Raw genomic sequence first — 17,603 nt, 5'->3', positions numbered from 1 at the left:
GGCCGGCGCACGCGAAGCGGCTCCTCACGAGGGGGCCCGCAACGAGGAGTGATGACGATGACGCACACCCTGACACCCACAGCGGATCTCGCCACCGACATCGAGGATGTCGCGCGACTGCTGACCCCCGACGGCGAGCGCATCGCCGACCCCGAGCTCGATCGCTGGGTGGCCGACGTCGACGCCGCGACACTGCGCGGCCTGTACCGCGACATGGTTCTCCTGCGGCGCATCGACACCGAGGGCGTCGCTCTGCAGCGGCAGGGCCAGCTGGGCCTGTGGCCGCCGTGCCAGGGCCAGGAGGCGACCCAGATCGGCACCGCCCGCGCCCTCCGCGCCGATGACTTCGCCTTCCCGAGCTACCGCGAGACCGGCGTCGTCTACGCCCGCGGCGGCAAGCCCGCGGACTTCGTGCTCGCGTGGCGCGGCGAGGAGCACTCGACCTACAACCCCTACGACATCAACACCGCCACGCAGCAGATCATCATCGGCGCGCAGGCGCTGCATGCGGTCGGCTACGCGATGGGCGTGCAGCGCGACGGCACCGACCAGGTGTCGGTCGCCTACTTCGGCGACGGCGCGTCGAGCCAGGGCGACGTCAACGAGGCGATGGTGTTCGCCTCCTCCTTCCGCGCGCCGGTCGTGTTCGTGTGCACGAACAACCAGTGGGCGATCTCCGAGCCCGTCACGGTGCAGGCGAAGTTCCCGATCGCCGGCCGCGCCCCGGGCTTCGGCATCCCCAGCATGCGCGTCGACGGCAATGACGTGCTGGCGTGCTTCGCGGCCATGCGCTGGGCGCTCGACAACGCGCGCCGCGGCAACGGCCCCGCGTTCATCGAGGCGGTGACCTACCGCATGGGCCCGCACACCACCTCGGACGACCCGACCCGGTACCGCGACAAGGAAGAGGTCGAGAAGTGGCGCCGCCGCGACCCGATCGCGCGCGTCGAGGCACTCCTGCGGTCGCGCGGCGAGTTCGACGAGGCCTTCGTGGCGAGCGTCGAGGCCGACGCCGATGCCCTCGCCGCGGCCGTGCGCGAGGCGGCGATGACCGCGAAGACCCGCGACCCGCTGACCGTGCTCGACAACGTCTACGCGGAGCCCCACTCGGGCCTCACGGAGCAGCGCGAGTGGTTCGGTGCGTACCTCGACGGGTTCGCCCCGGCAGCCGAGGGGGTGTGACGATGACGCAGTTGACGATGGCGAAGGCCATCAACGAAGGACTCCGCCGCGCGATGGCGGACGACGACAAGGTCCTCGTCATGGGCGAGGACATCGGAAAGCTCGGTGGTGTCTTCCGCATCACCGACGGCCTCCTCGACCAGTTCGGGGCGCAGCGCGTGGTCGACACGCCGCTCGCCGAGGCCGGCATCATGGGCACCGCCGTCGGGCTCGCGTTCCGCGGCTACCGGCCCGTCGTCGAGATCCAGTTCGACGGCTTCGTCTACCCGGCGTTCGACCAGATCGTGTGCCAGGTCGCGAAGCTGCACTACCGCACGCGCGGCAACGTGAAGATGCCGATCACGATCCGCATCCCGTGGGCGGGCGGCGTGGGTGCCGCGGAGCACCACTCGGAGTCGCCCGAGGCGTACTTCGTGCACACTTCGGGGCTGCGCGTCATCGCGGTGTCGAACCCGCAGGACGCCTACGTCATGCTGCGGCAGGCGATCGCGTCCGACGACCCGGTGGTCTACTTCGAGCCCAAGCGGCTGTACCACACCAAGGGCGAGGTCGACCTCGACGTCCAGCTCGCCGACGCCCCGCCGATGGGCCTGGCCCGCGTGGCGCGCGAGGGCAGCGACGTGACGCTGCTGACCTACGGCTCACAGGTGCTCACAGCCCTGGATGCCGCTACTGCCGCCGAAGACGACGGCGTCTCGATCGAGGTCATCGATCTGCGCTCGATCTCGCCGGTGGACTACCGCACGGTGACCGCATCCGTCCGCAAGACGGGGCGCGTCGTGGTCACCCACGAGGCAGCTCGTGAGGCGGGCGTCGGCGCCGAGCTGGTCGCCAGCGTCACCGAGCGCTGCTTCAACTACCTCGAGGCGGCGCCGCAGCGCGTCACCGGGCACGACATCCCGTACCCGCCCGCGAAGCTCGAGAAGCACCACCTGCCCGACCTCGACCGGATCCTCGACGCCGTCGACCGCGTCATGGACCGGCCGAACAGCCTGAGCGGGGTGCTGGACTGATGGCGGTGCAGGACTTCAAGCTCCCCGACCTCGGGGAGGGACTCCCCGAAGCCGAGCTCGTGCAGTGGCTCGTCGCCGTCGGCGACACGGTCACCCTCAACCAGACGATCGCCGAGGTCGAGACCGCGAAGGCCGTCGTCGAGCTGCCGTCGCCGTACGCCGGCACCATCACGGCGCTGCACGCCGGAGCGGGCGATGTCGTCGCGGTCGGCTCGGTGCTGATCTCCTTCGACATCGGCGGAATGGATGCTGCGCCCGCAGCGCCTGCCGAATCAGCCCAGGCGTCCGCTCCCGAGGCGGCGGCAAGCGCGCCGGCCGAGCCGGCGAAGTCCGAGCCCAACCTCGTGGGCTACGGCGCGACGCCCCAGGGCGCCGGGCGCCCGCAGCGCCGCGCGCGTGTCGCGGGCTCGGTGGCCGCAGCATCCGACACCGCCGTCCTCGAGGCGGCTCCGCACGACGCGATCCAGTTCGCCGACGTCGTGGAGCGCCCGGTCGAGCGACCGCGCTCGACACCGCCGGTGCGGCAGTTCGCCAAGCAGCTGGGCATCGACCTGGCGCTCGTCGAGGCGAGTGGCACGTCCGGGGTGATCACGCGCGCCGACGTCGAGGCCTACGCGACCCGCGTGGGCGCCACGGCGACCGCGCCGGCTGCCGCCGAGCCTGTCGAGACCTTCGAGATGCCGATGCCGGCCGCCGCGGGGGAGCGCACGACGCGCACGCCGATCCGCGGGGTGCGGCGCATGACCGCGGACGCCATGGTGCGCAGCGCCTTCACCGCGCCGCACGTCACGACGTTCCTGACCGTCGACGTGACGGCGACGAGCGAGCTCATCGCCTCGCTGAAGGGCGACCGCGACCTGCAGGAGCACCGGATCGGGATCATGGCCGTGGCCGCGAAGGCCGTGTGCCTCGCGCTGGGCCGCCACCCCGGGCTCAACTCGAAGTGGGACGACGAGGCGGGTGAGATCGTCGAGCACCACTATGTGAACCTCGGGATCGCTGCGGCGACCGGGCGGGGGCTCGTGGTGCCGAACATCCGCGACGCGCAGGAGCTGACGCTGGTCGAACTGGCCGATGCGATCCGCGGGCTCGCGGAGACCGCACGCGCGGGCAAGTCGTCGCCGGCCGACATGATGGGCGGCACGTTCTCGATCACGAACGTCGGCGTGTTCGGCGTGGACGCCGGAACGCCGATCATCAACCCCGGGGAGGCGGGCATCCTCGCCCTCGGCGCGGTGCGGCGCCAGCCCTGGGAGCATCGCGGCGAGATCGCGCTGCGCGACGTCATGACGCTCGCGCTGTCGTTCGATCATCGACTGGTCGACGGCGAGCAGGGATCGCGCTTCCTCGTGGACGTCGCGGACGTCCTCCGGGAGCCCGGACGAGCCATGCTGATGCGCTGACGAGGCCGCTGACCGGCCGGCACCTTGGGGGCCGGCCGGTCAGTCCTCCTTCGGGTAGAAGAGTCCGAGGCCGTGCTTCTGCAGCACGTCGTACGCCTCGGCGTAGGTCTCAGGCTCCGCGGCGCCGGCCGCGGCGTACCGCGCCTGCAGCAGCCCCAGCAGGCCGCGTCCCGGCGGGCTGAGGGGTTTGTCCTTGTGCGGCCCGTCCTTGAGGTCGGCCAGCTGATCCTCGGCGGGGTTGGGCGGCACGTACATGGGGTGCACGACGGGCCAGCTCGCCGGGTCGCGGGGAGTGTCGAGGTTCACCACCGAGAACAGGTCGCGCGCCTCGGCATCGCGCCGCGTCAGCGGACGCAGCCCGTGCAGCCGTGCGAGGGTCGCGGCGACCGCGGCGTGGTGCATCTCGTCGTGCACGATGGTGCCGGCACGCGTGTAGGCCGACACGGCGATCGTCGGAACGCGGACGCCGAGTCGGTCGAACGCGAACCCCATCTCGCCCGGATCGTCGTCGGCGACAGGCGGGGTCGCCGTCGGCGGCGGGACGTGGTCGTACGTCCCGCCGTGCTCGTCGAATGTGATGAGCAGCAGCGTGTTCATGGCGTTCGATCCGCTCGGCGTCGCGCTCTGCTTGATCGCGTCGTAGACGTCGGCCACCAGCTTCTCGCCCGCGCGCACGTCTGACACGGCCGAGTCCACCACCGCGGAGCCGTCGACCTCGCTCTCGCGGAGCGCCCCGAACGGCGGGTGGAAGTCGTTGTGGTTGTAGACCAGCCGCGGCTCGATGAAGGCGTACGCGGGAAGCTTGCCCGCCTTCGCGTCGTCGAAGAACTCCGACATGTGCCCGAACCGGCCGGTTCGCCAGTACTTCTGCAGCACCGGAGCGTGCAGGATGCCGGTGAGCGAGACGAGCTGCATCTCGTCGAAGTAGACCTTCCATGGGAGGCCCGCGTCCTCGAGCCGGTTGAAGATCGTGGGCGTCGGCGCCGCGTCGAGCCACTTGTCGTAGCCCCCGCCGTGCTTGTTGGTGACGAAGCCGTGCGACGTCGACGCGTGGAAGAACGAGCGGTTGCAGTACGTCTGCGACGGCACGGCCGCGAACCACGCGTCGAAGACCGCGAACCCCTTCGCAAGGGTCGACAGCACCGGGAGCTGCTCGGGGGAGAAGCCGCCCATGATGTGCGACGCCTCCTCGATCGTGGGCTCCGTGCCGTGGCGCAGCCGCGTCAGGTTGTTCCAGTAGTCGTGGAGGAAGCCCTCCATCGTCGGCGCGGTGCCCGACGGCGGCGCGTTGAACGGGGCGACCATGTCGCCCACCTGGCTCGCGGCGTTCTCCCGCGGGTCGACGACACCGAACAGCTGCGTGTTGACGTGCGGGAACTCCTCGCCGGGATCCGGGTCGGGCCGAGCCATCACATGGTCGGTGGGCCCCGAATAGGCGTGGACGGCGACGCGCTCGCCGGAGGGGGCCGTGTTGGCGTAGTCGCCGAACGCGAGCCCGTCGAAGGTGGCGCCGTCGGGAAGGTTCTCGGGCGTGTAGAGCCACCCCAGGAGGTTGTCGAACGACCGGTTCTCGCCCATCAGCACGACGACGTGGTCGAACCCGGGCTCGGAGCGCGGCGGCACGGCGCCCACGTCGACCGACCCTTCGCGATATCCGATCGTGTGACCGAGGGAGGCGCCGGCCGCGGCACCCACTGCGCCGCCCACGACCAGCCCTGCGGCGGCGACTCCGCCGAGCTTCAGGAAGTCCCGACGCGAACTGGCGTCGCCCGGCTCGGGCGCACGCGAGTCAGTGGACGTCTCGGTGCCCTCGACGTGCCCCGCCCCGGCGTCGTCGTGCTGCCCATGCCCCGTCATGGTCCGTCCAGACTAGGCCCTCGCCGTGCTCAGGCGGTCAGGGAGGCGTGCGCCATCGAGCGGAGGATGCCGCGCACATCGCGCTCGCCGGGGCGCGACCGCGACGCGCGCACGGTGTGGGGCGTCGAGTTGATGAGGCCGAAGCAGGCGTGCGCGCGCACGCGGAGATCGTCCTCGTCGCGCTCCGGGTGGACGGTGGAGAGGATGCCGATCCACACCTCCACGTACTCCCGCTGCAGACGGCGCACGGTGTGGCGGTCGTCGTCGCTGAGGCTCGCGAGATCGCGGTCCTGCACGCGGATGACGTCGGCGTCGCGCAGCGCGAACTCCACGTGGAAGGCGATGATCGCGTCCAGCTGGTCGGCGGCCTCGTGATGAGCCGAGATCACGGTGCGCCCGCCCGCCAGCAGCCGCTCGCTCACCTCGACGAGGATGGCGCCGAGCAGCGCCTGCTTGTTGGCGAAGTGGCGGTAGAGGGCGGGACCGCTGACCCCGACCGCTCCGCCGATGTCTTCGAGACTGACGCCGCTGAAGCCGCGTTCGGCGAAGAGGGCGGCCGCCTCGTGGAGGATCGCCGCGTGGCGGTCGGCCTTCGCGCGATCGCGATCGGTGACACCGTTCGTCATCTGCTGCTCCGCTTGTAAATCCAGTTAAGGCTCGCTAACCTGAACCTCAGTTAGTGAACACTAACCAATTCGATCGCGTCCAGACAACGGACGTGATCCGATCGTGACGTCGAGGAAGATGCGCGGGAGACCCGGATGAGCGTGCTGAGCACCACCGCAGTGCACGACGAGACCTTCGCGCGCACGCGCGACGCCCAGCGGGAACTGGCCGAGAAGCTGCGCGAGCGGCTGGCCGCAGCATCCGTCGGCGGACCCGCCGCGTCGCGGGAACGGCATGTCTCGCGCGGCAAGCTGCTGCCGCGCGACCGCGTCACGCGCCTGCTCGACGAGGGGAGCGCGTTCATCGAGGTCGCGCCGCTCGCCGCGGAGGGCCTCTACGAGGGAGAGGCCCCTGCCGCGGGCGTGATCGCGGGGATCGGGCTGGTGCACGGCCGCCACGTGATGGTGGTGTGCAACGACGCGACGGTGAAGGGCGGGACGTACTACCCACTCACCGTCAAGAAGCACCTTCGGGCGCAGGAGATCGCCCTCGAGAACCGTCTGCCCTGCGTCTACCTCGTCGATTCCGGCGGCGCCTTCCTGCCGATGCAGGACGAGGTGTTCCCCGACCGCGACCACTTCGGCCGCATCTTCTTCAACCAGGCCCGGCTGTCGGCCGCGGGCATCCCGCAGATCGCCGCCGTGCTCGGCTCCTGCACCGCAGGCGGTGCCTACGTGCCGGCGATGAGCGACGAGACGGTGATCGTCCGCGGTCAGGGCACGATCTTCCTCGGCGGCCCGCCCCTGGTGAAGGCCGCGATCGGCGAGATCGTCACCGCCGAGGAGCTCGGCGGGGGAGAGCTGCACGCCCGTCGCTCCGGGGTCGTCGACCACCTCGCCGAGGACGACGAGCACGCGCTCGAGATCGTGCGCGACATCGTCGCGACCCTGCCGGCGCCGGCCGAACCCGCCTGGGAGGTCCTGCCGGCGGTCGAACCGGTGGCCGAGGCATCCGATCTGTACGGAGTCGTGCCGGTCGACGTGAACCAGCCCTACGACGTGCGCGAGGTGATCGCGCGCCTCGTCGACGGCAGCGAGCTGCACGAGTTCAAACGGGAGTACGGCGACACGCTCGTCACCGGCTTCGCACGCATCCACGGGCACCCCGTCGGCATCGTCGCCAACAACGGCGTGCTGTTCAGCGAATCCGCCCAGAAGGGGGCCCACTTCATCGAGCTGTGCGATCAGCGCGGGGTGCCGCTGCTGTTCCTGCAGAACATCTCGGGCTTCATGGTCGGACGCGACGCGGAGGCGGGCGGCATCGCGAAGGACGGCGCCAAGATGGTCACGGCCGTCGCGACGACGCGGGTGCCGAAGCTCACCGTCGTCATCGGCGGGTCGTTCGGCGCCGGCAACTACTCGATGTGCGGACGCGCGTACTCCCCGCGGTTCCTGTGGACGTGGCCGGCGAGCCGCATCTCCGTCATGGGCGGCAATCAGGCGGCCTCCGTGCTCTCGACCGTCAAGCGCGACCATCTCGAGGCGCGCGGTGAGGAGTGGTCGGCGGACGACCAGGCGGACTTCGAGGCCCCGATCCGTGCGCGCTACGAGGAGCAGGGCGACCCGTACTACGCGACTGCCCGGCTGTGGGACGACGGCGTCATCGACCCGCTCGACACCCGCGACCTCCTCGGCCTCGCGCTCGACGTCGTCTCGCGCACCCCGCTCCCCGAACCGCGCTTCGGCGTCTTCCGGATGTGACTGTCATGCTCTTCCCCCTGCCCGAGCCCGCCGAAGGGTTCGACACCGTCCTCGTCGCCAACCGCGGCGAGATCGCCCGCCGGGTCATCCGCACGCTCCGGCGTCTCGGCATCCGCTCGGTCGCCGTCTACAGCGACGCCGACGCCGACGCGCCGCACGTGCGCGAGGCTGACGACGCGGTCCGCATCGGGCCCGCCGCGGCCGCGCAGTCGTACCTCGACATCGACGCCGTGGTCGCCGCGGCCGTCGCGAGCGGGGCGCAGGCCGTCCACCCCGGCTACGGCTTCCTGTCGGAGAACGTCGCGTTCGCGCGAGCCTGCGCCGAGGCGGGCATCGTCTTCATCGGCCCCGGCGAGCGCGCGCTCGCCGTGATGGGCGACAAGATCCGTGCGAAGGAGCACGTCGCGTCGCACGGCGTGCCGACGGTGCCCGGGTTCAGTGCGGCGGGGATGACGGATGCTGAGATCACGGCGTCCGCCGAAAACGCAGGCTTCCCCCTCCTGGTGAAGCCGTCGGCGGGCGGCGGCGGCAAGGGCATGCAGGTGGTGCGCTCGACCGCGGAGCTGCCGGACGCCCTCGCGACCGCCCGCCGCGTCGCGGCTGCCGCGTTCGGCGACGACACGCTCCTCCTCGAACGGCTCATCGAGCGCCCGCGTCACATCGAGGTGCAGGTGCTCGCCGACGCGCACGGGAGCGTCGTCCACCTCGGCGAGCGCGAGTGCACGCTGCAGCGCCGCCACCAGAAGGTGATCGAGGAGGCGCCGTCGCCGGCGGTCGACGCCGACACCCGTGCGCGCCTGGGCGCGGCGGCCTGCGCGGCCGCGGCATCCGTCGACTACCGGGGTGCCGGCACGGTCGAGTTCCTGGTCGCAGCGGACCGTCCCGACGAGTTCTTCTTCATCGAGATGAACACGCGCCTGCAGGTCGAGCACCCCGTCACCGAGCTCGTGACCGGATTCGACCTGGTCGAGCAGCAGCTGCGGATCGCCGCGGGGGAGCCGCTCTCGTTCTCGCAGGACCACGTGCACCTCGACGGCCACGCGATCGAGGCGCGGGTCTATGCCGAGACGCCGGAGCGCGGGTTCCTCCCCGCTACCGGCGAGGTGCTGGTGTGGCGGCCTGCCGAGGGCGTCCGCACCGATTCGGCGGTCGAGACCGCGAGTGCCGTGACGGCGGACTACGACCCGATGATCGCGAAGGTCATCGCGCACGGCGCCGACCGCACGGAGGCGCTCGATCGTCTCGACGGCGCGCTCGCCGAGACGATCGTGCTCGGGCTCGACACCAACATCGGCTTCCTCCGTGCCCTGCTCGCCGAGGAGGGCGTGCAGACGGGCGACATGGACACGGGCCTCATCGACCGTATGCCGCCGTACACGGCGAGCGCGCCGAGCGCTGCAGCGCTGCGCGCAGCGGCGTCGACCGACGCGGGCGGCACGGGCGCCCTGCGTCCTGCGCACAGCGGTATGGCCTGGCGGGAGCTCGCAGGCTGGCGTGCGGGCGCGCCCGCCGTGCCGCCGGTGATCCGGCTCCTCGACGACTCCGGTGCCGTGCACGCCGTGACGACCGGCGGAAGTGGCGCTTCCGGTCACGTGGGAGTGCCCGACGCGGCCACAGGCGCCACCGCGGCGACGGCGTCGCCGGCGCGCACGGCAGTCGACGCCGACGGATGGGTCTGGGTGCACGCCGACGGCGCGACGCATCGCCTCCGCCCGCTCAGCCGCCGCGCCGCCATGGAGCGACGCCTGGCGGCCCGCGAGCGTGAGGCCGCGGCATCCGATCCCGAACTGCGCGCGCCCATGCCGGGCGCGGTCGTCGCCGTGCACGTGGCCGACGGCGCGACCGTCGCCACCGGCGACCGCATCGTCACGATCGAGGCGATGAAGATGGAGCACCCCGTCCTCGCTCCGCACCACGGCGTCGTGCGCGTCGACGTCGCCGTCGGCGCACAGGTGCGCCGCGACCAGGTGCTCGCGCACGTCGCACTCGACACGCCCGGCGACGCCCCCTCACCCGAAGCGGACGCCCACGAGGCGCCCGCGCCGACCTCCTGACACCCGAGGAGCAGCAATGGACAGCTACGACACCTACGACCTCAGCGAGGACGAGCGCGAGCTCGCCGCGCTGGTGCGGCAGTTCGCCGACGAGGTCGTCGCGCCCGTCTCGTACGAGGCCGACCGCACGCACACCCTGCCGATGGACGTCGTCGCCCAGATGGGGGAGATGGGGCTCTTCGGCCTGCCGTTCCCCGAGGAGTACGGCGGTCAGGGCGGCGACTACTTCGCGCTATGTCTCGCGATCGAGGCGCTCGGCCGCGTCGACCAGTCGCTCGCGATCACGCTCGAGGCGGGCGTCAGCCTCGGAGCCATGCCGGTGTTCCGGTTCGGCACCGACGAGCAGAAGCAGGAGCTCCTGCCCGATCTGCTGGCGGGGCGCGCGCTCGCCGCGTTCGGCCTCACCGAGCCGGAGGCGGGATCGGACGCCGGTGCCACCCGCACCACCGCGCGCCGGGACGGCGACGAGTGGGTCATCAACGGGTCGAAGCAGTTCATCACCAACTCGGGCACCGACATCACGCGATTCGTGACGGTCACCGCGGTGACGGGCGAGACCGACGGCCGCAAAGAGATCTCGACCATCGTCGTGCCCCACGGCACGCCCGGCTTCACCGTCGAACCCGGCTACGACAAGGTCGGCTGGCGCGCGTCCGACACGCACCCGCTCACCTTCCAGGACGTGCGCGTTCCCGCAGGGAACCTGCTCGGCACCGAGGGGCGCGGCTTCGCGAACTTCCTCCACATCCTCGACGAGGGGCGCATCGCGATCGCCGCGCTCGCCACGGGAGCGGCGGAAGGATGCCTCGACGCGGCCGTCGACTACGCCAAGAAGCGCACCGTGTTCGGCGACGCGCTCTCGACGCGGCAGGGAATCCAGTTCCTGCTCGCGCGCATGCAGCAGCGCGTGCACGTCGCGCGGCTCGCGTGGCACCACGCGGCCCGCCTGCGGGATGCCGGCAAGCCCTTCAAGACGCAGGCGGCGATGGCGAAGCTCACCGCGAGCGACGCGGCCATGGAAAACGCCCGCGACGCCACCCAGATCTTCGGCGGCAACGGCTTCATGAACGAGTACCCGGTCGCGCGGCACTATCGCGACTCGAAGATCCTCGAGATCGGCGAGGGCACGAACGAGGTGCAGCTGCTGGTGATCGCGCGGGCGCTCGGCGTGGCGTGAGGGTAGCGTGACAGACGTGACCCCCGACGCTCCCGACCACGACGCCCCGGCCGGGGCGGCGCGAGAGATCGTGCAGCGCGGGCTCTTCTACGACGAGCTCCAGGTCGGGGCGCGGTACCTGCACCGCCCCGGCCGCACGGCGACCGAAGCCGACAACGTGCTGTTCTCGTCGATCACGATGAACACGCAGGCGCTCCACCTCGACGCCGCTTTCTCCGAGACCCAGCCGTTCGGCCAGCGCCTCATGAACTCGATGTGGACGCTCGCGACGATGGTCGGGGCATCCGTCTCGCAGATCACGCAGGGCACGCTCGTCGCCCAGCTCGGCCTCACCGACGTGTCGTTCCCGGCGCCGCTGTTCCACGGCGACACGCTGTACACCGAGACCGAAGTGCTCGACAAGCGGCTCTCGGCCTCGCGACCGGGGCAGGGGATCGTGACGCTGCGCCACACCGGCCGCAACCAGCGGGGCGAGGTCGTCGCCCTCGCCACCCGGACGGCGCTGATGTGGTGCGCACCCGAGACCCCGGAGGAGACCCGATGAGCTTCGACCTCGGCCCCGCGCTGCTGTTCTGCCCCGCAGACCGCCCCGAGCGGTACGAGAAGGCGTTCGAGCGTGCCGACGCCGTCATCCTCGACCTCGAAGACGCGGTCGCGCCCGCCGACAAGACCGCGGCGCGCGGACACCTCATCGAATCCGAGCTCGATCCGGCGCGCGTGATCGTGCGCGTGAACCCGCCCGAGACCGACGCGTTCACCGCCGACCTCGCGACGCTGTCGCAGACGGACTACCGGCGCATCATGGTCGCGAAGTCCGAGTCGCCCAAGCGCATCCGTCGCATCGACGCGCGCTTCGAGGTCGTCGCCCTGTGCGAGACGGCGAAGGGCGTCGCCCAGGCCGACCGCATCGCCGCGCTCGACAACGTCGTCGCCATGATGTGGGGTGCGGAGGACCTCGTCGCCAGCATCGGCGGAACCTCCAGCCGCAAGCCCAACGGCCGCTACCGCGACATCGCCCGCTATGCGCGGTCTCGCGTGCTGCTGGCGGCGGGCGCACGCGGCAAGGCCGCGATCGACGCCGTGCACCTCGACATCGAGGACGCGAAGCGCCTGGCCATCGAGGCGGCGGATGCTGCGGCATCCGGTTTCCGCGCCACCGCGTGCATCCACCCGAGTCAGGTGGCCGTCATCCGTGCCGCCTACCGCCCCGACGAGAAGACTGTGGCGTGGGCGCGCGCCGTCCTCACGGCAGCGGAGGGCGAGCGCGGCGTGTTCTCCTACGACGGGCGGATGGTCGACGAACCGGTGCTGCGCCACGCGCGCGGCGTGCTGGCCCGCGCAGACGGCTGACGGCGCGACCCGGCGGGCGCTTCAGTCCGCCGCCGACTGACGGACGCGCTCGTCCGCGATCTCGCGCGCGACCCGGCCGATGAGCTCGTACGGCACGTCCTTCGAGTGCGGGAAGACGACGGAGTCCTTCTCAGCCCGATAGGGCGCGATCTCGGACTCCAGCGGCTCGGGAAGAGTCGGCTCCGGGTAGAGGCCGATGTGCTTCTTCCAGCCGGCGAAGTGGAGCGCGTAGCGCCCGCCGAGCATGACGGCCGCGATGCCGTAACGCACCTTCTGCTCGGGCGGCGTGCCGGATGCCGTCGAGACGGCCTCCACGATCTCGGCGCGGACGCGGGCGAGTCTCTCGGCCACCTCGGGAGGAAACCCCGCGATGTACTCGTCGACGGTGGCAGGCGCGGCCATGGCGCCGAGCCTAGGCCACCAGCCCCGCGTAGGTCACGAGCCGCAGGTGATCGCGCTCGTACACGAAGTCGTGGGTCGCGCCGTTGGCGAGGCGCTCGCCCTCCAGCGGCAGTTCGCCGGCCGTGGCGTGGCGCATCACCTCACGGATGAGCGCGCCGTGGCTCACGACGATGAGCGAGGCCGAGGCGGGGGCGGTGGCGCGGCGGTGGTCCCGCACGACGCCGCCGAGCGCCGTGATGGCGCGGGTGCGCAGATCGGCCCACGGCTCGGCGCCGGGAACCTCTGCGGTGTACCAGTCGCCCCAGCGGGTGCGGAACTCGTCGATCCCGACGCCCTCCGCCTCGCCGTAGGCGCGCTCGCGCAGTCCGGCGTACGTACGCGGCGCGTCGAGGCCGAGCTCGGCGGCGATGATCTCCGCGGTCTCGCGGGCGCGGGCGAGGTCGCTCGACACGATCGTGACGGGCAGGTTGCCGTCGAGGCGTTCGCGCAGCACCTGCGCGGTCGCGCGGGCCTGGGCGCGCCCGGTGTCGTTGAGGGGGATGTCGGTCGCTCCCTGGATGCGCCGGTCGCGGTTCCAATCGGTCTCGCCGTGGCGGATCAGGGTGAGCGCGGTCATGCGTTCGACCCTACCCGGGCCTCCTGGGCGTCAGCCGCTCAGGCGAGGGCGGGCAGCCCGTCGGCGAGGGCGCGCAGCACCTCGCTGGTCCCGGCGTCGATCTTCACCGTCGCCCGGGCGTCCGCGCGCGTGGCCCCGCGGTTCACGATGACGACAGGCAGGCGCCGGCGCCGCGCACGCTCGAGCAGCCGGATGCCGGAGTTCACCACGAGCGAGGATCCCGCCACGATGAGCGCCTCGCTGGTGTGCACGAGCTGCTCCGCCTCGCGGAACTTCTCGGCGGGGATGAACTCGCCGAAGAAGACGACATCGGGCTTCAGCATCCCTCCGCACACGCTGCATTCCGGGATGCGGAAGCCCTCGGTGCTCTCGGGGAGCACATCGCCGTCGGGTCCGAGTGCGACGTTCTCGGGCACGCGGATCCACGGGTTGTCGTCCTCGACGCGGCGGGCGAGGTCACGTCGGTCGAAGACCTGGCCGCAGTGGGTGCAGAAGATGCGGCGCATCGTTCCGTGCAGCTCGACGACGCGGCGGCTGCCGGCGCGCACGTGGAGCCCGTCGACGTTCTGCGTCACGACGCCGGTGGCGAGTCCTCGAGCCTCGAGATCGGCGATCGCGCGGTGCCCGGGGTTCGGCTCGGCGGACGCGAACGCCCGCCACCCGAGGTGGCTGCCGACCCAGTAGCGACGGCGCGACGCATCGCTCGAGAGGAACTGCTCGACGGTCATCGGGGTCCGCACCGGCGCTCCGGCCCCGCGGTAGTCCGGGATGCCGGAGTCCGTCGAGACGCCCGCCCCGGTCAGCACGGCGATCCGCCGGCCCGAGAGCGTGGCGATGGCCTGGGCCACGGCATCCGTTGTCCGGGCGTCCATTCCGGTCGCGATCGTCGTCACGGCGCACCCCCTTCGCGTCGAGTGTAGGCCCCGTGGTTTTCCGGGATGTTACGAAGCGGCAGGGCGTGCCAGGATGAACGCGTGGGCAGCTTCGGGTGCGTCAGCGCCGACGAGTACGCGCGTTTCATGGGCCGTTTCTCGACCCCGTTGGCGGTCGAGTTCGCGACCGTCGGGCTCGAAGGCGTCGATGCGGACGCCCGGCTGCTGGACGTCGGCTGCGGACCCGGGATGCTGACCCTCGAGCTCGTGACGCGTCGCGGTCCTGCGGCGGTGAGCGCCGCGGATCCGGAGCCGGCGTTCGTCGAAGCGACCGAGGAGCTGTGCCCCGGCGTCGACGTACGTGTCGCAGAGGCAGAGCATCTGCCGTTCGCCGACGGGGAGTTCGGAGCGACGCTGGCTCAGCTCGTCGTGCATTTCATGTCGGACCCGGTCCGTGGGGTGACGCAGATGGGCCGCGTGACGGCGCCCGGCGGCCGGGTCTCGGCCTGCGTGTGGGATCACGCCGGCGACGGCGGACCGCTCTCGACGTTCTGGCGTGTGGCGCGCCGGCTCGACGACGGCGTCCGCGGGGAGGCCGGTCTCAGCGGCGCCGCCTCCGGGCAGCTCGTCGACATCTTCCGGCGGGCGGGGCTCGCCGACGTCACGCAGACGGTGGTCGAGTGCACCGTGTCGTTCCGCGGCTTCGCGGACTGGTGGGATCCGTTCCTCCTCGGCGTCGGACCGGCCGGCCGCTACGTCGCCACGCTCGACCCGGGCGAGGTCGCCCGCCTGGAGACGGCGCTGCGCGACGAACTCGGCGACGGCGCGTTCACGGTGACGGCGCGGGCCTGGACGGCGGTCGGCACCCCGGCCTGAGCGCCGTGCGACGATGGGACGCGATGCACGCGATCCAGATCACCGACACCTCCGACGAGCGCCTCACGGACTACCGCGATCTCACCGACGTCGCGCTGAGGCGCGTGATCGAGCCCGAGGGCGGCCTGTACATCGCCGAGTCGGCGAAGGTGATCGGTCGTGCGATCGCGGCCGGCCACCGGCCCCGCTCGGTGCTCGTGCAGGAGAAGTGGCTCCCCGACGTGGAGGAGCTCGTGACGGATGCCTCGGTGCCGGTGTACGTCGTCGCCCCCGAGATCGCCGAGTCGCTGACCGGCTACGCCGTGCACCGCGGTGCGCTGGCGTCGATGCACCGCCCCGAGCTCCCGTCGGTCACCGAGGTCGTCGCGAACGCGCGGCTCGTGGTCGTGCTCGAGGACATCATGGATCACACGAACGTCGGCGCGATCTTCCGCGCGGCGGCCGGACTCGGCGCCGATGCGGTGCTCGTGAGCCCGAGATGCGCCGACCCGCTGTACCGGCGGAGCGTGCGCGTGAGCATGGGCACCGTGTTCCAGGTGCCGTGGACGCGGCTGCCCGAGTGGCGCGAGGCCCGGGGTGCGCTGCACGACGCCGGCTTCGAGCTGGCGGCGCTCGCGCTCGCGGACGACGCCGTGTCGCTCGACGAGTTCAGTTCTCACCGTCCGGAGCGGGTGGCCCTGATGCTCGGCGCCGAGGGCGACGGGCTGTCGCGACGCGCCCTCGAAGCGGCCGACACGGTCGTCACGATCCCGATGGCCGGTGGCGTGGACTCGCTCAACGTCGCCGCGGCGAGCGCGGTCGCGATCTGGGAGCTGCGGGCGCGCTGACCTGCGCCACCGTCGCCGAGGTCAGGCGCCCGGTCGCACCATCAGCTCGGTGAGGTCCGCGTCGCGGGGCAGGTCGAGGGCCGCCAGGATCGCCGTCGCGACCGATGCCGGGTCGATCCACTGCGACGCGTCGTAGTCGGCGCCCTCCTGCTGGTGCACCTTCTCCTGCATGGGCGTCGCCGTGCGGCCGGGGTACACGGTGGTCACGCGCACGCCGTTCGCGCGCTCCTCCTCGCGGAGGGCATCCGCGACGGCGCGCACCGCGAACTTGCTCGCGCCGTACGAACCCCACTCGGGGCTGACGCGCAGACCGGCGCCGGAGTTCACGAAGACGACGCGCCCGCGGGCCGTGCGGAGGGCGGGGAGCATGAGGCGGGTGAGCTCCGCCGGTGCCACGGCGTTGACGTTGAGCTGGTGCTGCCACGTCGCGACCGGCGTCTCGCCGATCGCTCCGAGCTCCACGACACCGGCCACATGGATGAGCGAGTCGAGCTGCGGCGGCACGCTCTGGTGGCTGAACGCCCACGACAGCCGCGCGGGGTCGGCGAGGTCGCCGACGAGGGTCTGCGCGCCCGGGAATCGCTGTCGCAGCTGCGCCGCACGACCGGCGTCCCGTGCGAGCAGCCACAGGTCGGCGCCGCGGGCCGCGAGCCGCTCGGTCAGCGCCGCGCCGATGCCGGAACCGGCACCGGTGACGAGGTGCGTCGCCACGTCAGGCCTCCTCGCCGCGGCCGGCCGCGGGATCGTGCCCGGGTGCCAGCGTGATCACCGGGAGCGGGTCGGGGCGCTTGGCCGTGACGTTGTCGCCGGACGACTGATGGCGCAGGCGTCGCAGCACCCACGGCACGAGGTACTCGCGCGCCCACATGACGTCGACAGCCCGCGCTTCGCGCCACGTGCGCAGCGGAAGCGGGTCGGGCTGCATCGGCTGCAGGTCGTTCGGCACGTTCAGGGCGCGCAGCACCATGCGCGCGACCTCGTGGTGGCCGAGCGCGTTGTAGTGCAGGCGGTCGTCGTCGAAGAAGCGCATGTCCTGCACCTCTTTGAGCGCCCACTGGTCGGCGACGATGCAGTCGTACTTGTCGGCGATCGCGCGGATGTTCTCGTTGTAGATGGCGACCTTTCCGCGGATGCCCCGGAACACGGGCGTGAACGCGGTGTCGATGCCGGTGAAGACGACGACGGTCGCGCCGTCGCGGGAGAGGTGAACGACGGCGTCCTCGAAGAGCTGTGCGACGTGGTCGGGGTCGCCGTTGGGCCGGATGACGTCGTTGCCTCCGGCCGAGAAGGTCACGAGGTCGGGCTTGAGGGCGATCGCCGGCGCCACCTGCTCGTCGACGATCTGGCCGATGAGGCGTCCGCGGATCGCGAGGTTGGCGTAGGCGAAGTCGTCGACCTGCTCCGAGAGCACCTCGGCGACGCGGTCCGCCCAGCCGCGGAACCCGTTCGGGGCCGACGGCTCGGGGTCGCCCACGCCTTCTGTGAACGAGTCGCCGATCGCGACGTAACGGCGCCACGGGTGCGGCCCGGCGTTCGCGACGAAGGGGCTGCGGGGATCTTCTCTCGTGGACATCCGTCTTCCATTCCTCGGCTCGTGACCGACAGTCA

17 protein-coding genes are annotated in these 17,603 nt (G+C 71.9%); 10 read left to right on the top strand and 7 right to left on the bottom strand.

Annotation, left to right across the window (positions count from 1 at the left end):
* Positions 1-51 precede the first annotated feature (51 nt).
* The 3 genes from pdhA to ACFVSU_RS03445 are packed head-to-tail and all read left to right on the top strand — an operon-like array spanning position 52 to position 3,598.
* Complete coding sequence (gene pdhA, locus ACFVSU_RS03455) at positions 52-1,182, top strand: pyruvate dehydrogenase (acetyl-transferring) E1 component subunit alpha (protein ID WP_387138041.1); 1,131 nt, start codon at positions 52-54, stop codon at positions 1,180-1,182.
* 2 nt (positions 1,183-1,184) lie between these two features.
* Positions 1,185-2,195, top strand: a complete 1,011-nt coding sequence (locus ACFVSU_RS03450; protein WP_387138038.1) for an alpha-ketoacid dehydrogenase subunit beta — start codon at positions 1,185-1,187, stop codon at positions 2,193-2,195.
* Positions 2,195-3,598 carry a dihydrolipoamide acetyltransferase family protein gene (locus ACFVSU_RS03445; RefSeq protein ID WP_387138034.1) on the top strand — a complete coding sequence of 468 codons (1,404 nt, stop codon included), beginning with the start codon at positions 2,195-2,197 and terminating at the stop codon, positions 3,596-3,598. The genes ACFVSU_RS03450 and ACFVSU_RS03445 overlap by 1 nt, the downstream gene beginning before the upstream one ends.
* A gap of 39 nt (positions 3,599-3,637) precedes the next feature.
* Here the strand turns inward: ACFVSU_RS03445 and ACFVSU_RS03440 are convergent, their stop codons facing one another.
* Positions 3,638-5,455: an alkaline phosphatase family protein gene (locus tag ACFVSU_RS03440; protein ID WP_387138031.1), complete on the bottom strand. Its 1,818-nt coding sequence runs from the start codon at positions 5,453-5,455 to the stop codon at positions 3,638-3,640.
* A gap of 29 nt (positions 5,456-5,484) precedes the next feature.
* Positions 5,485-6,081, bottom strand: a complete 597-nt coding sequence (locus tag ACFVSU_RS03435; protein WP_387138028.1) for a TetR/AcrR family transcriptional regulator — start codon at positions 6,079-6,081, stop codon at positions 5,485-5,487.
* 135 nt (positions 6,082-6,216) lie between these two features.
* On the opposite strand from ACFVSU_RS03435, the gene ACFVSU_RS03430 reads away from it, so the two are divergent.
* Genes ACFVSU_RS03430 through ACFVSU_RS03410 form a run of 5 tightly spaced genes read left to right on the top strand, consistent with a single transcriptional unit; the run spans position 6,217 to position 12,402 of the window.
* On the top strand, positions 6,217-7,821 hold the full coding sequence (locus tag ACFVSU_RS03430; RefSeq protein ID WP_387138025.1) for a carboxyl transferase domain-containing protein: 1,605 nt from the start codon (positions 6,217-6,219) through the stop codon (positions 7,819-7,821).
* A gap of 5 nt (positions 7,822-7,826) precedes the next feature.
* Positions 7,827-9,875: an acetyl/propionyl/methylcrotonyl-CoA carboxylase subunit alpha gene (locus tag ACFVSU_RS03425; RefSeq protein WP_387138021.1), complete on the top strand. Its 2,049-nt coding sequence runs from the start codon at positions 7,827-7,829 to the stop codon at positions 9,873-9,875.
* A 16-nt stretch (positions 9,876-9,891) separates the two neighbouring features.
* On the top strand, positions 9,892-11,052 hold the full coding sequence (locus tag ACFVSU_RS03420) for an acyl-CoA dehydrogenase family protein (RefSeq protein WP_387138018.1): 1,161 nt from the start codon (positions 9,892-9,894) through the stop codon (positions 11,050-11,052).
* Between the two features lie 16 nt (positions 11,053-11,068).
* Positions 11,069-11,596, top strand: coding sequence for a MaoC family dehydratase (locus ACFVSU_RS03415; RefSeq protein ID WP_387138015.1), 528 nt, complete (start codon positions 11,069-11,071; stop codon positions 11,594-11,596).
* A complete protein-coding gene (locus ACFVSU_RS03410) occupies positions 11,593-12,402 on the top strand; it encodes an HpcH/HpaI aldolase/citrate lyase family protein (protein WP_387138012.1) in 810 nt (269 codons plus the stop codon). The genes ACFVSU_RS03415 and ACFVSU_RS03410 overlap by 4 nt, the downstream gene beginning before the upstream one ends.
* A gap of 21 nt (positions 12,403-12,423) precedes the next feature.
* Here ACFVSU_RS03410 and ACFVSU_RS03405 read toward each other — a convergent pair whose 3' ends face one another.
* From ACFVSU_RS03405 to ACFVSU_RS03395, 3 genes are read right to left on the bottom strand one after another with little or no spacing between them, the layout of a single operon-like run.
* Complete coding sequence (locus ACFVSU_RS03405) at positions 12,424-12,804, bottom strand: iron chaperone (RefSeq protein ID WP_387138009.1); 381 nt, start codon at positions 12,802-12,804, stop codon at positions 12,424-12,426.
* Between the two features lie 10 nt (positions 12,805-12,814).
* Complete coding sequence (locus ACFVSU_RS03400) at positions 12,815-13,420, bottom strand: histidine phosphatase family protein (protein WP_387138006.1); 606 nt, start codon at positions 13,418-13,420, stop codon at positions 12,815-12,817.
* A gap of 38 nt (positions 13,421-13,458) precedes the next feature.
* Entirely contained in the window at positions 13,459-14,292 is an 834-nt protein-coding gene (locus tag ACFVSU_RS03395; protein ID WP_387138707.1) for a Sir2 family NAD-dependent protein deacetylase, read from the bottom strand.
* A gap of 102 nt (positions 14,293-14,394) precedes the next feature.
* Here ACFVSU_RS03395 and ACFVSU_RS03390 point away from each other — a divergent pair, with 102 nt between their 5' ends.
* Both ACFVSU_RS03390 and ACFVSU_RS03385 read left to right on the top strand, forming a co-directional pair.
* Complete coding sequence (locus ACFVSU_RS03390; protein ID WP_387138003.1) at positions 14,395-15,168, top strand: class I SAM-dependent methyltransferase; 774 nt, start codon at positions 14,395-14,397, stop codon at positions 15,166-15,168.
* 23 nt (positions 15,169-15,191) lie between these two features.
* A complete protein-coding gene (locus ACFVSU_RS03385) occupies positions 15,192-15,995 on the top strand; it encodes a TrmH family RNA methyltransferase (protein ID WP_387137999.1) in 804 nt (267 codons plus the stop codon).
* Between the two features lie 21 nt (positions 15,996-16,016).
* On the opposite strand, the gene ACFVSU_RS03380 is transcribed toward ACFVSU_RS03385, so the two are convergent.
* Both ACFVSU_RS03380 and ACFVSU_RS03375 read right to left on the bottom strand, forming a co-directional pair.
* Positions 16,017-16,706 (bottom strand): SDR family oxidoreductase, encoded by a 690-nt coding sequence (locus ACFVSU_RS03380; protein WP_387137996.1) that lies wholly within the window; start codon positions 16,704-16,706, stop codon positions 16,017-16,019.
* 1 nt (position 16,707) lies between these two features.
* Complete coding sequence (locus tag ACFVSU_RS03375; protein ID WP_387137993.1) at positions 16,708-17,568, bottom strand: SGNH/GDSL hydrolase family protein; 861 nt, start codon at positions 17,566-17,568, stop codon at positions 16,708-16,710.
* Between the last annotated feature and the right edge of the window lie 35 nt (positions 17,569-17,603).

Source organism: Microbacterium sp. NPDC058062 (genome assembly GCF_042885375.1).
In the GTDB taxonomy this organism is placed as follows: Bacteria; Actinomycetota; Actinomycetes; order Actinomycetales; family Microbacteriaceae; genus Microbacterium; species Microbacterium trichothecenolyticum_C.
This window is presented reverse-complemented; position numbering and strand designations above follow the sequence as displayed.

Bases quoted from the DNA above. Each gene is read 5' to 3' on its own strand.
- pdhA (WP_387138041.1), top strand. From the start codon at position 52: ATGACGATGACGCACACCCTGACACCCACAGCGGATCTCGCCACCGAC.
- ACFVSU_RS03450 (WP_387138038.1), top strand. From the start codon at position 1,185: ATGACGCAGTTGACGATGGCGAAGGCCATCAACGAAGGACTCCGCCGC.
- ACFVSU_RS03445 (WP_387138034.1), top strand. From the start codon at position 2,195: ATGGCGGTGCAGGACTTCAAGCTCCCCGACCTCGGGGAGGGACTCCCC.
- ACFVSU_RS03440 (WP_387138031.1), bottom strand. From the start codon at position 5,455: ATGACGGGGCATGGGCAGCACGACGACGCCGGGGCGGGGCACGTCGAG.
- ACFVSU_RS03435 (WP_387138028.1), bottom strand. From the start codon at position 6,081: ATGACGAACGGTGTCACCGATCGCGATCGCGCGAAGGCCGACCGCCAC.
- ACFVSU_RS03430 (WP_387138025.1), top strand. From the start codon at position 6,217: ATGAGCGTGCTGAGCACCACCGCAGTGCACGACGAGACCTTCGCGCGC.
- ACFVSU_RS03425 (WP_387138021.1), top strand. From the start codon at position 7,827: ATGCTCTTCCCCCTGCCCGAGCCCGCCGAAGGGTTCGACACCGTCCTC.
- ACFVSU_RS03420 (WP_387138018.1), top strand. From the start codon at position 9,892: ATGGACAGCTACGACACCTACGACCTCAGCGAGGACGAGCGCGAGCTC.
- ACFVSU_RS03410 (WP_387138012.1), top strand. From the start codon at position 11,593: ATGAGCTTCGACCTCGGCCCCGCGCTGCTGTTCTGCCCCGCAGACCGC.
- ACFVSU_RS03405 (WP_387138009.1), bottom strand. From the start codon at position 12,804: ATGGCCGCGCCTGCCACCGTCGACGAGTACATCGCGGGGTTTCCTCCC.
- ACFVSU_RS03400 (WP_387138006.1), bottom strand. From the start codon at position 13,420: ATGACCGCGCTCACCCTGATCCGCCACGGCGAGACCGATTGGAACCGC.
- ACFVSU_RS03395 (WP_387138707.1), bottom strand. From the start codon at position 14,292: ATGGACGCCCGGACAACGGATGCCGTGGCCCAGGCCATCGCCACGCTC.
- ACFVSU_RS03385 (WP_387137999.1), top strand. From the start codon at position 15,192: ATGCACGCGATCCAGATCACCGACACCTCCGACGAGCGCCTCACGGAC.
- ACFVSU_RS03375 (WP_387137993.1), bottom strand. From the start codon at position 17,568: ATGTCCACGAGAGAAGATCCCCGCAGCCCCTTCGTCGCGAACGCCGGG.